General features: G+C 34.2%; 12 protein-coding genes. 7 read left to right on the plus strand and 5 right to left on the minus strand.

The window, feature by feature from the left end:
• Positions 1 to 9: 9 nt before the first annotated feature.
• The 3 genes from gap to MR054_RS14360 form a co-directional block, all read right to left on the minus strand.
• Positions 10 to 1,011 (minus strand): type I glyceraldehyde-3-phosphate dehydrogenase, encoded by a 1,002-nt coding sequence (gap, locus tag MR054_RS14350; protein ID WP_242087269.1) that lies wholly within the window; start codon positions 1,009 to 1,011, stop codon positions 10 to 12.
• A gap of 19 nt (positions 1,012 to 1,030) precedes the next feature.
• Entirely contained in the window at positions 1,031 to 2,017 is a 987-nt protein-coding gene (gene pfkA, locus MR054_RS14355) for a 6-phosphofructokinase (protein ID WP_242158496.1), read from the minus strand.
• A 156-nt stretch (positions 2,018 to 2,173) separates the two neighbouring features.
• Positions 2,174 to 6,463, minus strand: coding sequence for a translocation/assembly module TamB domain-containing protein (locus tag MR054_RS14360; protein WP_242158498.1), 4,290 nt, complete (start codon positions 6,461 to 6,463; stop codon positions 2,174 to 2,176).
• 343 nt (positions 6,464 to 6,806) lie between these two features.
• Between MR054_RS14360 and tsaD the strand changes: the two genes are divergently transcribed.
• The 4 genes from tsaD to MR054_RS14380 all read left to right on the plus strand — a co-directional run bounded on the left by tsaD (position 6,807) and on the right by MR054_RS14380 (position 9,765).
• Positions 6,807 to 7,829: a tRNA (adenosine(37)-N6)-threonylcarbamoyltransferase complex transferase subunit TsaD gene (tsaD, locus tag MR054_RS14365; RefSeq protein ID WP_242158499.1), complete on the plus strand. Its 1,023-nt coding sequence runs from the start codon at positions 6,807 to 6,809 to the stop codon at positions 7,827 to 7,829.
• Between the two features lie 14 nt (positions 7,830 to 7,843).
• Entirely contained in the window at positions 7,844 to 8,548 is a 705-nt protein-coding gene (locus MR054_RS14370; protein ID WP_242087277.1) for a 16S rRNA (uracil(1498)-N(3))-methyltransferase, read from the plus strand.
• Positions 8,549 to 9,193 (plus strand): DUF4159 domain-containing protein, encoded by a 645-nt coding sequence (locus MR054_RS14375; RefSeq protein ID WP_242158500.1) that lies wholly within the window; start codon positions 8,549 to 8,551, stop codon positions 9,191 to 9,193.
• A 65-nt stretch (positions 9,194 to 9,258) separates the two neighbouring features.
• Positions 9,259 to 9,765: a TrmH family RNA methyltransferase gene (locus MR054_RS14380; protein WP_242158501.1), complete on the plus strand. Its 507-nt coding sequence runs from the start codon at positions 9,259 to 9,261 to the stop codon at positions 9,763 to 9,765.
• Here the strand turns inward: MR054_RS14380 and MR054_RS14385 are convergent.
• Both MR054_RS14385 and MR054_RS14390 read right to left on the minus strand, forming a co-directional pair.
• A complete protein-coding gene (locus MR054_RS14385; protein WP_242158502.1) occupies positions 9,752 to 10,243 on the minus strand; it encodes a GNAT family N-acetyltransferase in 492 nt (163 codons plus the stop codon). The two genes, MR054_RS14380 and MR054_RS14385, sit on opposite strands and share 14 nt — an antisense overlap.
• 7 nt (positions 10,244 to 10,250) lie before the next feature.
• The gene (locus tag MR054_RS14390; protein ID WP_242087351.1) at positions 10,251 to 10,937 is read right to left on the minus strand and encodes a DUF4294 domain-containing protein; all 687 of its coding nucleotides are present in this window, start codon (positions 10,935 to 10,937) and stop codon (positions 10,251 to 10,253) included.
• A gap of 252 nt (positions 10,938 to 11,189) precedes the next feature.
• Here MR054_RS14390 and MR054_RS14395 point away from each other — a divergent pair, with 252 nt between their 5' ends.
• From MR054_RS14395 to MR054_RS14405, 3 genes are all read left to right on the plus strand, one after another.
• Entirely contained in the window at positions 11,190 to 12,278 is a 1,089-nt protein-coding gene (locus MR054_RS14395) for a M42 family metallopeptidase (protein ID WP_242158503.1), read from the plus strand.
• 37 nt (positions 12,279 to 12,315) lie between these two features.
• Entirely contained in the window at positions 12,316 to 12,867 is a 552-nt protein-coding gene (locus MR054_RS14400) for an NUDIX hydrolase (RefSeq protein WP_242158504.1), read from the plus strand.
• A 283-nt stretch (positions 12,868 to 13,150) separates the two neighbouring features.
• A complete protein-coding gene (locus tag MR054_RS14405; protein WP_242087289.1) occupies positions 13,151 to 13,630 on the plus strand; it encodes an acyl-CoA carboxylase biotin carboxyl carrier protein subunit in 480 nt (159 codons plus the stop codon).
• Positions 13,631 to 13,658: the final 28 nt, after the last annotated feature.

The following is a 13,658-nucleotide window of genomic DNA, read 5'->3' on the forward strand; positions in this document are numbered from 1 at the left end:
CTCTAAAAACTAAATGGATGCAATGTGTTGGGCCAAATCGACGAGTTTCGTTGAATAACCAAACTCATTGTCATACCATGAGACTAATTTAAAGAAATTATCGTTTAAAGCAATACTTGCATCAGCATCAAAGACACTAGTTTGCGTTTCTGAAACAAAATCCTGAGAAACAACAGCCTCTTCAGTATACCCTAAAACACCTTTTAACTCGTTCTCTGAAGCTTTTTTTAATGCCGCCTTTACCTCATCCCAAGAGGCCGATTTTTCTGTTCTTACGGTCAAATCTACAACTGACACATCAGGAGTTGGGACTCTAAAAGCCATCCCTGTTAATTTTCCATTTAACTCCGGAATAACTTTCCCCACAGCTTTTGCTGCTCCTGTAGATGAAGGAATGATATTGGCTAATGCACTCCTACCACCTCTCCAATCTTTTCTAGACGGTCCATCTACGGTCATTTGAGTCGCTGTTGTAGCATGTACAGTAGTCATTAAACCTTCTACTATCCCAAAGTTATCATTGATTACTTTAGCTAATGGTGCTAAGCAATTAGTCGTGCATGATGCATTCGATACAATTGTATGTTCTGCTGTGATTTTATCATGGTTAACACCCATTACAAACATTGGCGCATCAGCTGATGGTGCAGAAATAGCAACTTTTTTTGCACCTGCCTTAATATGTGCTTGTGCTTTATCTAGAGTTGTAAATATCCCTGTACAATCCAATACAACCTCAGCTCCAATAGCATCCCATTTCAAATCCTCCGGGTTTCTTTCGGCGGTAATTCTAATTTCATTACCATTAACCACCAAATTTCCATTGTTAATATCGACTGTACCATTAAATCTACCATGTACAGAATCGTATTTTAGCAGGTATGCTAAATGCTCCACATCAAGCAAATCATTTATTCCTACCACTTCAATATCTGGTCTAGAAGCCGCTACCCTAAATGCGATTCTACCAATTCTTCCAAATCCGTTAATTCCAATTTTTAATTTTGACATATGCTTTGTTTATTAATATTTAGGTGCTCATTATATCCGAGACACGCAGTAATTCTAAATTTATTTTTGTTTTTCCTTTAATGGCCTTATCCAAATGAGTCAATTCCATTTTATTGGCTAATAGCCCAACCATGTAATTGGTTTTCCCTTCTAATAAGGTTTCAACAGCCTTAACTCCCATTCTACTGGCTAAAACACGATCGAAACAAGAGGGAGAACCTCCTCTTTGCATATGCCCTAGCACGGAAACCCTGACATCATATCCTTCCATGTTTTCATCCACAAATTCTTTGAGTTCAAAAATATTCTTTCCTATTTTATCACCTTCAGCAACAATGACAATGCTCGATGTTTTACCAGATTTACGACTTTTATTTAATGAATCCACTAAACGATCCAATCCCAAATCTTCTTCTGGAATTAAAATTTCTTCAGCTCCTCCTGCAATACCAGTATTCAATGCAATATGACCAACATCTCGTCCCATAACCTCAATAAAAAATAACCGGTTATGTGAACTTGCTGTATCTCGAATTTTATCAATGGCATCGACTACCGTATTTAATGCCGTATCAAAACCTAAGGTATGAGAGGTGCCAAAAATATCATTATCAATAGTTCCGGGAATACCCATTACAGGAAAGCCAAATTCTTGATTGAAAATAAGCGCCCCGGTAAAGGATCCATCACCCCCAATTACAACCAATCCATCAACTTCATGATCAACTAAATTTTGATACGCTTTTTGACGTCCTTCTGGTGTTCTAAACTCTTTTGATCGCGCTGATTTTAATATAGTACCACCCTTGTTTATTATACCTCTTACACTGCGTGCCCCCATAGGTTTAAAATCCCCTTCAATGAGACCTTCATAGCCTCTGTAAACCCCTATACATTGAATTTCATGATAAGCACAAGTTCTAACAACAGAACGAATAGCAGCGTTCATACCAGGGGAATCTCCACCCGAAGTTAAAACAGCTAGTTTCTTAATTTTATTAGGCATTAAACTATTTCTAAATTTTGGATCGTAAAATTACTAAACTAAAATTATATATTTACTGCATTTATAGTATTTTAATACTATTCAAAACTATAACGTTTTAGTTACGGAAAAACAAATATAGTTAATATTAAATAGTTGAATGCGAATCAAAAAAATCTATTTTTCAGCCTTGTCATTGGATTTTAATTCTATAAACTCCGGTAATGGGGCATCGGACTCAGTAACAGATTCTTCTTCGAAGATTTCTTTTTTTTCAGCGCTTTTTGAGGTTTTAAATAAGTTTTCAATGAGTTCTTTAAACGTATTAAAATCCACATTATAAGAAACCCCTATACCTTGCGTATATCCGATGGCTTCTCCAAAATTCTGTATACTGTTTTCTCTATTGAATACTTTAGCGGTTAAGGTGCCTTCTTCATTTAATAAAAAGTCTATTTCAACATCTCCAGCAATTACAGTTTCTGTGGCACTGGCTCCTCCTATAGGCACACCTACTTTTCCATTTATTAATACTCTGTCACTAATTTGAGTCTGTAAAGTTACACCGACTCTATCATTGGTTTGGTAATCTGGTCTATTTTGACCAGCTTCATAATTTAATCCTAAATTGAACTTACTATCCCCGCTTGAAAAAATACCATTGATAATCCCATTGAGTCTCTCGGCTATTGTTCCAGAAAAATTTAACTGGTTGAGTCCTCTGGAAAAGGACCCAGTAGAGAGTAAATACAGGGCTTGGTTTTGTCTATCGTCTTGAGATTCCAATCGATATTGAAGTTCAGATTTTATCGTAGAGTTAACATTTGGAAAATCAAATGTAAAATCAGGATCGGGTTGTGTTAAATCACCATCCAATTTAATTATCAATTCAACCGGGATACTTCTATTAATAGGGTTGTCCAGTAATGGTGATGGATTCGCTTGCGTCTTATAAATGGCCTCCATATTTATAATGGCATCCAATGGTTCGCCCTCCCAGGCGATTGTGCCACCGGGTTGAACAATAAATTCTTTTTGAACCAAACCGCCATAGGCAAAATTATAAACGCCTCTGAATACCGAAAAATCTCCCCACATATTAAATTTTCCATTTGTATTTATTTCAACCAACAGTCCTCCTACTCCACTTCCCTTTAATGAATGACCCGTATTCTTATCGATAATGATCTCTACCTCAGCATCTTCAGTAACATCCAAATCGAAATCTAACTCCAAACCTTTAATTTGTTTATAGGTTACGGATTCTCCTTTTTTTCTAGCTTCTTTTTCCTCCCTCGTCACAAATCGGATATACGTATTGTCTCCAAAGGACTCCGTATCCTTAATGGGTATTTTAAATACAGTTCCGGATTTAGTTTCTCCAATAACATTGATAGTCAACTGGTCTGTTGGTCCATAAATATTGGCAGACCCTCCAACAAATCCTGTTCCGAAATATAAAGATTCATCAGACTCTTGAGTATCCAGAACCAACAAGCGTGGTGTCTCAATATTTAAATCCAAGCGCCAATCGGATAAATTAACATGACTTAATGAACCACTTAACTCGCCTTTGGAATTGTATTTCGTATCGGTAAGTTTTATTTTTTGAAAATTAAAACTTTGGTCTTTTAACGCGACCTGAACATTGTTATTAAATTTATAGTCTACATTGAGATAAGGAATTCCTAAACCTCCATTGTTAAGCGCTAATTTACCCTCTACATCTGGTCTTTTAAGGTTCCCTTTTATATTTGCCCTTCCTGAAATCTCCCCCCTTATATCCGATAAAACACCTTGCAAAAGAGGATTTAGCGGTATCAAATTGAATGTATTAAAATCAAGATGAAGATCAATATAAGATTGCTTACCTATTACATTTATGTCACCATTAGCATTAAATGATTGAAATGCATCATTTTTTATTGTCGCATTTATGTTGTAATTAGTTAATGTTTCGTTCCCTTTAATTAAAGCATCGAAGGAACCCAATAAAAAATTATTAATTTTTAGATCGTCAATAACTATTGTTGAATTCGGTAAATAACTGCCGTTCTTTTGTAAAATATCCAGCTTGCCATTAACATTGCCTGCCAGTGATAGACTATCTATATCCGGAGTAATTTTAGCTAAGTCTACATTCTTAAAATTTAGCTTAATATCTTTTTGGGTTGAATCTTGTACAAATCCGGATAATGTTATGGCTTCATCATTGTGGTTAACCTTTAACTGATCAATATTAAACGTTGTTAGTGCTTTGTTGAAGGATATTTTATTAAATCTATCTTTCTCTTCGTTTATAAACCATTTGTTGTTTTTAATGGTTACATCTGACTTTTTAAACCCAATTACGGATTCATTTTCTTCGTTTATAGTATGATAAAAATTCAGGTTGTAAATATCGCTGTTTCGTTTACCTCCATTAAATTCTGATCTCATGAAAAGGGTATCATTCAGTGTAGCATTTATTAAACGAAAATCCGACACATTATAATATTTTGTACTTAAACTGTCCAATTCGATGTAGGTGTTAAAAAGTGGGTTTTCATTGTCTACCTGAAGTTCTATATTGCGCACCAAATTTTCAGCTAATTTAATTTCTGGGGATTTAAACAATAATTTAAATTCCCTGGCATCACTTTCTACTGTTCCTTTGATAAATGTATTTTTTCCGACCTGAATATCCGGTAAAAAAACTTCAAGAATTTTATTGTAAATGGTGAAGTTAAAATCTATATGCTGATTGTCTTTAACCATATTGGGGATGTAATTGGTATATATATTTCCTAATGAATTTTCGAAAAGTTTTTTAAGATCATTAAACTGGAATTTACCAATCATACTGCCACTAATGATATCAGGAGAGTGGATATCAATATATCTAACCCCTTCAACAAATCTCGAACTTGTTTCAAACCGATCAAAAAAATAGGTGTTATATTCATTTTTATAAGTCGTATTAGTAAACACTATATTCCCATAGGCATCATCAAAACTACTGCCGTTCACATTCATTTTAACTGCGCTTTCAAAAAGTGAAATACTATCATTCTTAACAAAATTCAAAGCTTTTAAATTAGCATAATCAACTTTTGCTTGAAAATCATATTTACGTATGTCTTCAGAAAAATCGACTAAACCATTAAAATTAAATACCAGATTTCTATCATTTGTAACTAAGTTACCATCGAAAATTTTATTTCTTATGGTCCCTGCCACTTTGGTATTCTTATAAGCGTATCCATTATAAATCGCACTAAAAATATCGCCTTTAACTTCTGTATTTATAGTTTCAGTTAGAAATCCCTTACCATTAACATCAAAATTTAAAGAAACTGTTCCAATTTTCAGTGCTTCAACAAAACTTCCTAAATCAAATTCTTCAAGGCTCATTTTTCCGATATACTTTGCATTATCAATACTATTTACCTTAGATACATCTAAATTGGTCCTAATCATTCCCAGTTCTGTATCAATTTTTATATCTGCCTTGACGTTGGAAGATGTAACTTCTGAAGTTCCAACGATCGTGAAGTATCCCAATCTTTCAAACGACGAAGGTATGGCCGCACCTAAAACATTGGGAAGCATTCCATTTAAATCAATATAGGTTGACGATAAATTTTTAAATTTTCCCGCCATGTAAAAATTATTAGGCGCTTTATTGAACAAATTTTTAAAGTTAATGTCTCCATAAACTCTTGTACTTCTATTGGTATTCAACTCCAAATTTTTTACATATAAATTATTAAGCGTGCCTGAAATATCGACATTAAATCTTGCGCGTTGATTGGTGCCAAACTCATTATAAAATGTATTTAATTCATCCAGCAGGACATCGGAATCACTGAAAGAGGCATTAACAGTTACTTTATCGGTAAAAAACTGTAAGTCTTCACGCTGGTACATAAACTTTAAATCTCCTTTTAATACAGACTTTTCTGTTTTTATCTCTAAAGCATCAAATGTCATATCAGTAAGGGTATATTTAAAATTGGTCATCATATTTTTTATGGTTACTCCCCTACTTTCATCCAGAGCCAAAGTATTAATACGAGCACTAACGTCGCTGCCACTAATTAAAAAATTGGTTGCATTTATATATAAGTGACTAAAGTCAAGTATTTGCTTGTTCGTTTTATTTTCATTGTACAGCTTGAAAATACCATCATAAATGGACACATCACTTGAGGAAAGCAAAAAACGACTTCTTTCTTTCCTAGGATTATCACTTTCAAGCTTTTTAACAAAAATATCTAAATTGGTATCTGCTTCACCTTTATATTTTGTAATATTAAAAACCAGACCCTCAATATCGATATCGCCAAATACCAATTTACCATTATATAGATTGGTTAAACTTAGCACTGAGGTATTTAATTCTAGAATACTAATCAAGGTATCCTCCTTGTAATCTTCAATATAGATGTCTTTGAGTTCGACGTCTCCATTAAATTGTAGACTCACCCGTCCAACATTAATATTTGTTTTGAAATCTTGGTTCAATCTATTAGTAACATACTTCCCTAAATTAGTTTGAACTGAAGGAATGGATAAAATCAACACCAAAATAATGAAGAGTAACAGTATGACTACTGCTAATTTTGTTGCTATTTTAAGTATTTTTTTGATGTTCTACAAAGTTAAATTATTTATTTACAAGTACACTAGAAGTTATGTCTGATCCAGATTTTAGAGGATCTCATTATTCAATGTATAAAAAATAAAAAAAGACTAGTTTTGTAAAAAATTTAAATAAACCAGAATTTGTTTTTTCAAAATTAACAATTATTGTGCCTAAAATTTAGTAATGGCTGAACAAAATATTTACATCTTAGGAATAGAGTCTTCATGCGATGATACTGCGGCTGCTGTGATTCATAATGGAAAAATGTTGAGCAATGTCATTGCCAATCAAAAAATTCATGAAGCCTATGGTGGTGTCGTTCCCGAGCTGGCCTCAAGGGCACATCAACAAAACATAGTTCCGGTAGTTGACCAGGCCCTTAATCGGGCTAAAATTTCCAAAAATGATCTTAATGCAATAGCATTTACACGTGGTCCAGGTTTAATGGGATCCTTACTGGTAGGTACGTCCTTTGCAAAGTCTTTAGCGTATGGGTTAGATATTCCATTGATAGAAGTCAACCATATGCAAGCCCATATTTTAGCACATTACATTGAGGAAGAAAATTATAGTAAACCTCCTTTTCCATTTTTGGCCATGACCATATCTGGTGGACATACTCAAATAGTGGAAGTTGACCATTATTTTGAAATGACGGTAATTGGTGAGACTATTGATGATGCAGTGGGAGAAGCGTTTGATAAAAGTGGGAAAATTTTAGGTCTGGGCTATCCCGCAGGGCCTGAAATCGACAAACTGGCAAAACTAGGGAACCCGAAAGCCTTTAAGTTCACTAAACCCAAGGTTGACGGTTTAAATTTTAGTTTTTCAGGATTAAAAACAGCGATTCTATATTTTGTACAAAAAGAAACTAAGATTAATCCTGATTTTATCAAAGAAAACATTAATGATATATGTGCTTCCATTCAATATACCATTATCAGAATTCTGATTGATAAGCTGAAATTGGCCTCCAAGCAAACTGGAATTAAACATATTGCCATTGGTGGGGGCGTATCGGCAAACTCAGGCATACGACAAGCTTTGAAAGATGGGGAGCAAAAATTTGGTTGGACAACGTATGTGCCTAAATTTGAGTTCACCACAGATAATGCTGCCATGATAGCCATTGTAGGCTATTTGAAATTTCTGGAAGGAGATTTTTCCGCACAAGACACTACGGCTTCGGCCAGATTGAAAATATAAACTTGTTGAATCATATGCAACTTTTCTATCATCCTGACATAGTCGAAGACACAAATGAGTTTTATTTCGATAAAGTTGAAAGCAGGCATATTACAAAAGTCTTGCGAAAAAATACTGGAGACCATTTACAAATCACTAATGGAAATGGTTGGTTATTTACGGCCCAAATTTTATTATCAGATGTAAAAAAATGTAAAGCTCAAGTTATAGATAAAACTTTACAAAATAAGAGGCCATACACGCTACATATGGCCGTTGCACCTACCAAAATAAATGAGCGATACGAATGGTTTTTAGAAAAAGCAACGGAAATAGGCGTAGATATCATAACTCCAATAATTTGTGACCATAGCGAACGTAAAGTCATTAAAACTGAACGTTATGAAAAGATATTGCAGTCGGCCATGAAACAGTCACTCCACAGCTATTTACCTGAACTAAATGATCCTATTTCATTCAGAGATTTTATGGCACAAAGCTTTGAAGGTACATTGTTGATAGCCCACTGTGAAGCAACTGAACGTAAGCGTTTAAAGCAGGAAATAACCCCAAAAAACAAAACAACTATTTTAATTGGTCCCGAAGGTGACTTTAGTGCAAAAGAAATTCAAATGGCCATCGAAAATAATTTTATTCCCGTAACTTTGGGATCATCCAGATTACGTACGGAAACGGCTGCCATTGTAGCTTGTCATTCAATCGCTTTTATAAATCAATAAATGAGACGCATTGCCTTAATTCTTTTATTTAATTTCATACTTTTAAATTTCAATGCACAGGAGGTGGCTGTATTAAAATATAGTGGTGGTGGTGATTGGTATAGTAATCCTACGTCATTGCCTAATTTAATTTCCTTTTGCAATGAACGTATAAATACAAAATTAAATGTAAAACCTGAAACTGTAGAAGTTGGGAGTAGTGATATTTTCCAATATCCCTTGGTTCATATGACGGGCCATGGTAACGTATATTTTAGTGTTGAAGATGCGGAAAACTTGCGTAACTATTTAATTTCTGGTGGCTTTTTACATATTGACGATAATTACGGTATGGAACCGTTTATCACGAGAGAATTAAAAAAGGTGTTCCCCAATAAGGATCTTGTGGAGCTCCCGGCTAATCACATTATTTTTAACATCGCTTTTCCCTTTAAAAATGGCCTTCCCAAAATTCATGAACATGATGGAAAACGTCCACAAGCTTTTGGTATTTATCACGAAGGAAGATTAGTGTTGCTGTTTACTTATGAAAGTGATTTAGGTGATGGATGGGAGGATCCTACAGTACATAATGACCCAGAAGATGTAAGGGAAAAAGCCCTTAAAATGGGAGCTAATATTATAAAGTATGCTTTTGAAAATTGAGATATTGGATATGATGTTTTACTTTTGAATGATTAATAATTTATGATGCTTTCAATAAATTTGATATGCAACTTACCCATTACAACACTAAATTTAAGCCGTTTACTTTCCCAATCACTTTAGTTTGCGATAATGTTTCCAATGGGCCCAATATTGGAAGCCTATTTCGAATTGCCGATGCTTTTGGTGTCCAAACCTTAATTCTTTGTGGCCAGAATATTTCCATGGGAAGAAAAATGACTAAAACATCCAGAGCCACAGAAAAAAAAGTGAACTATAAAATGGAACCATATACTTTACCTGTGGTAGAGCGTTTAAAAAAGGAAGGTGCCCTAATAATTACATTAGAAATAACTTCAACGAGCCGTCCATTGCACGCATTTGAATTTTCAAATGACAACCCCATTGCTTTAATCGTCGGTGATGAAACATTAGGAGTTTCTGAACCTATTATAAAAGGGTCTGATGTCAATATACATATCGATATGTTTGGTAGTAATAGCAGTATGAATGTCGTTCAAGCCACCAATATTGCACTTTATGAAATAACTAAACAACTTAGAGGGTTTTGACCATTTTATAATCATCCATGACAAAACCTTCACCAATATCAGTTACTATGGATCCCAAATTGTCAAACCCCAATTTTTTATAAGCATTAATGGCGTTGCAGTTATTTTTGTTGACGGTTAAAGTAATTGTTTTTAGCCTTTGATTTTTTGCTTTTACTTCAATAAATTCTAGAGCTGTTTTTCCGATTTTTTTACCTCGATACCTGCTTAAGACATATATTTTACTTAAAAATAGAGTGTCTACATGTTTTTGAATAGCGATATATCCCACAGGAATCATATCATAGTATAACAAAAAATAGGAATACCCACTGGCAACTTGATTAGCAATGGCATTGGCAGATTGAAATTTCTTAAGCATATAATCGATCTGTGCTTCACCTACAATTGGAATATAATGTTCACGCCAAATAATGTTTCCCAAACGTTCAATAACATTATAATCTTCTATCGAAATCGCCTCATTAATGCTTATCATAAATCTTCTATTTGTTGATCGGCGCTTCAGTATACAACCATTTATCGGTTAATTCATAAAAATCATATTTCAAAGCAGATTTCTGGGGCTCTAGGGCACCGCTTCGAAAGTTACGCTGTAAAATATCTTCAATAAGATAATCTTCCTTATCATTATAAGGGTCAAATTCCTTTTTAAGTGAAATATTAAACATACTCGCCGTTGTATTATACCAGAAGGCACGCCAACCATTTCGCAACTCCTTAACCAAATCGAAAGTTGTCATTCCGGTCTGCCGATGTATCAATTTTACCAATATCTGACCCTCAGTACGAGTCAATTTTTTCAGTTCATCCGAAAATTCACCTTCAATATACCTTTGGATTATCTTAGTGTACCTTTTTCTATCCCTTCGTTTTGTTAATAATTCTAAACGCTTGTTTAAGGAATCCAATCTTTCAGCAGCCATTTTAGCATAAGGATACACTTTTAAGGTCTTTTTACGCAGAATTAAATATCGTATCCGATCTTTCCTACTATTGAATTTTAGTTTATTTAAAAGAAGAACTTCTTCCAAATCAATAGTGGTTCTTGGTAAGGAATCGCCTTTAATGAAAATATATTCATACTCAGTTGTATCCTGAATTTCATCACTAATCTGTCCCACAGCAAATATTGGGAGAAAAAGAAGTGTGATAATAATTAAATTCTTCATAAAATAATCTGGAGCTGTTACAATATCAAAATTAACAATTTCCAAAATGCAAAACAGCAATTTTAAAGGTTTATTGCTTTTGCTAAGGGCCATTCAAAATTATGGCAATGATAATATCCTCTCAAGTATTATCGCCCCAAATATAAACCTTTAGTTATAGCCTTAAAATTTTTTCAAATTACAAGAGTAAATTCTATAATCTAATCTCTTAATTCTAGTTAATATTAGTATTTTAGTGCAAAATTTTTCAATATGACAAAGAAGCCTGTCCTTAATAAAAAATCACTGGAATTTTTAGAAAATTATTTAAATAACGCGGCACCAACAGGGTATGAATGGACCGGTCAGAAAATTTGGATGGATTATTTAAAGCCTTATGTAGATGATTTTATAACTGACACCTATGGTACTGCTGTTGGGGTTATAAACCCTAAGGCCAACTATAAAGTTGTTATAGAGGGTCACGCTGATGAAATTTCCTGGTACGTTAATTATATTTCTGAAAACGGTTTAATTTATGTCATAAGAAATGGGGGTAGCGATCATCAAATAGCACCAAGTAAAGTAGTAAATATTCATACCAAAAATGGTATAGTTAAAGGTGTATTTGGCTGGCCTGCCATTCATACAAGAGACAAAGCTAAAGAAGAAACTCCAAAATTGGATAATATTTTTATTGATTGCGGTTGTTCTACTAAAGAAGACGTGGAAAAATTAGGTGTTCATGTTGGTTGTGTGATTACCTATCCGGATGAATTCCATATTCTCAATAAGGATAAATTTGTTTGTCGGGCATTAGATAATCGGATGGGCGGATTCATGATTGCTGAAGTCGCCAGACTATTGAAGGAAAATAATAAAACATTACCCTTTGGTCTTTATGTTACCAATTCCGTTCAGGAGGAAATTGGTTTACGAGGAGCCGAAATGATAACACAAACTATAAAACCTAATGTTGCGCTGGTTACGGATGTAACTCACGACACCACAACGCCCATGATAGAAAAGAAAAAAGAAGGTCTTTTGGAGCTTGGTAAGGGCCCAGTTATTGCTTATGCACCGGCAGTCCAACAAAAACTTCGGGATTTAATCACTGAAACTGCGGAAGCCAAGAACATCCCTTTTCAACGTTCTGCTCTATCTCGCGCAACCGGCACAGACACCGATGCTTTTGCCTACAGTAACGGTGGTGTTGCTTCAGCCTTAATCTCTTTGCCTCTGCGCTATATGCATACTACAGTAGAAATGGTACACCGTGATGACGTTGAAAATGTCATCCGTTTAATTTATGAAACTTTGCTTAGTATTAAAGAAGGTGAAACCTTCAGCTACTTTAAATAATCATTCCCAAGTCCAGATTTGACCTAAATTATTTATAATGGACGAATATATAGATATTGTAAGTAAGGAGGGTATACCAACTGGTAAATCGGAATTAAAATCTATTGTCCACCAGAAAGGATATTACCATAATACAGCGCATATATGGTTTTACACGAAACCTGATGGTATATTATTATCACAGCGTTCAGCAAAAAAAACCATTTGCCCTTTACTATGGGACGTTTCTGTTGCCGGGCATGTTGATTCGGGTGAAACAGTTATAAGAGCTGCTGTACGAGAAACTCAAGAAGAATTAAGTCTGCATATTACTAAAGAACAACTTAAAAAAATTGGTGTTTTTGAATGTTTTCAAGAGTATCCCAATGGGATTAAAGATTACGAATTACATCATACATTTATTTGCGAATTACAGGTGCCTCTCTCCGCACTCATTCCTCAACCGGATGAGGTTGAAAAACTTAAATTAGTAAGTTTTTCGGAATTTGAATCCCTTCTTGATAACAGTACATTCAATAATCATTTTATACCCTCAAACAAGAAGTATTACAGAATCGTGTTAAAAGAAATCAAACAAAACCTGAACTAACTGCAGTGTTTACCATATGTTTTTATAGTCTTTGAACAAGGCATTATGTGTTTTGTCCCTGGTAAAGAAGGGGATAAAAAACACTCATTTTAGATCACTTTGGTTTTGGTGCAATATTCAATATTCTTTTCACACGTAACACTTTTAAGCATTGACCACGTTTGGTGTTTTATTAAAAAAGCAGGTCCTTTTTTCAATATACATTTAACGAGGGAAATTCAGATGTGATACGTACGGGTTACATTTTAAATCTTATATTTATAGCATATTGAACTAGCGCCATATGGAATTCAAAACTAAAGTAAATGATTCTATGGAATTTGAATTGACTGAGGAAGCTGCAATAAACCTCAATGTTGCATACATTTCTCCAAATAAACTCCATATTATCCATGACCATAAATCTTATCGTGCACACATCCTTAAAACCGATTTCTTCTCTAAAACTTATACTATTCTTATTCATAATACGACGTATACGGTGGAGATCAAACATGAATTGGATGCCTTAATAAGTCAAATGGGCTTCAACATTGGTTCAAAACTTCACGTTGGTAAAATCTATGCACCTATGCCCGGTTTAATTTTAGAAATAGTTGCTCAAAGTGGACAACTTGTAAAAGAGGGTGACACGCTATTGATACTGGAGGCAATGAAAATGGAAAATAGTATTACCGCTCCATTTGAAGGCATTATAAAGTCAATAAACGCCATTAAAGGGGATTCCGTTGAAAAGAACCAATTACTAATTGAATTCGAATAATCAATGCTTCATTAATCTGTTATAAAAG

The sequence above is a fragment of the Aestuariivivens sediminis genome (assembly GCF_022662105.1).
Classification (GTDB): domain Bacteria; phylum Bacteroidota; class Bacteroidia; order Flavobacteriales; family Flavobacteriaceae; genus Aestuariivivens; species Aestuariivivens sediminis.

What these genes read in the sequence shown, in the direction of transcription:
- MR054_RS14405 (WP_242087289.1), top strand. Translation starts at nt 13,151, where the DNA reads ATGGAATTCAAAACTAAAGTAAATGATTCTATGGAATTTGAATTGACT.
- MR054_RS14385 (WP_242158502.1), bottom strand. Translation starts at nt 10,243, where the DNA reads ATGATAAGCATTAATGAGGCGATTTCGATAGAAGATTATAATGTTATT.
- MR054_RS14370 (WP_242087277.1), top strand. Translation starts at nt 7,844, where the DNA reads ATGCAACTTTTCTATCATCCTGACATAGTCGAAGACACAAATGAGTTT.
- tsaD (WP_242158499.1), top strand. Translation starts at nt 6,807, where the DNA reads ATGGCTGAACAAAATATTTACATCTTAGGAATAGAGTCTTCATGCGAT.
- MR054_RS14395 (WP_242158503.1), top strand. Translation starts at nt 11,190, where the DNA reads ATGACAAAGAAGCCTGTCCTTAATAAAAAATCACTGGAATTTTTAGAA.
- pfkA (WP_242158496.1), bottom strand. Translation starts at nt 2,017, where the DNA reads ATGCCTAATAAAATTAAGAAACTAGCTGTTTTAACTTCGGGTGGAGAT.
- MR054_RS14400 (WP_242158504.1), top strand. Translation starts at nt 12,316, where the DNA reads ATGGACGAATATATAGATATTGTAAGTAAGGAGGGTATACCAACTGGT.
- gap (WP_242087269.1), bottom strand. Translation starts at nt 1,011, where the DNA reads ATGTCAAAATTAAAAATTGGAATTAACGGATTTGGAAGAATTGGTAGA.
- MR054_RS14375 (WP_242158500.1), top strand. Translation starts at nt 8,549, where the DNA reads ATGAGACGCATTGCCTTAATTCTTTTATTTAATTTCATACTTTTAAAT.
- MR054_RS14390 (WP_242087351.1), bottom strand. Translation starts at nt 10,937, where the DNA reads ATGAAGAATTTAATTATTATCACACTTCTTTTTCTCCCAATATTTGCT.
- MR054_RS14380 (WP_242158501.1), top strand. Translation starts at nt 9,259, where the DNA reads ATGCAACTTACCCATTACAACACTAAATTTAAGCCGTTTACTTTCCCA.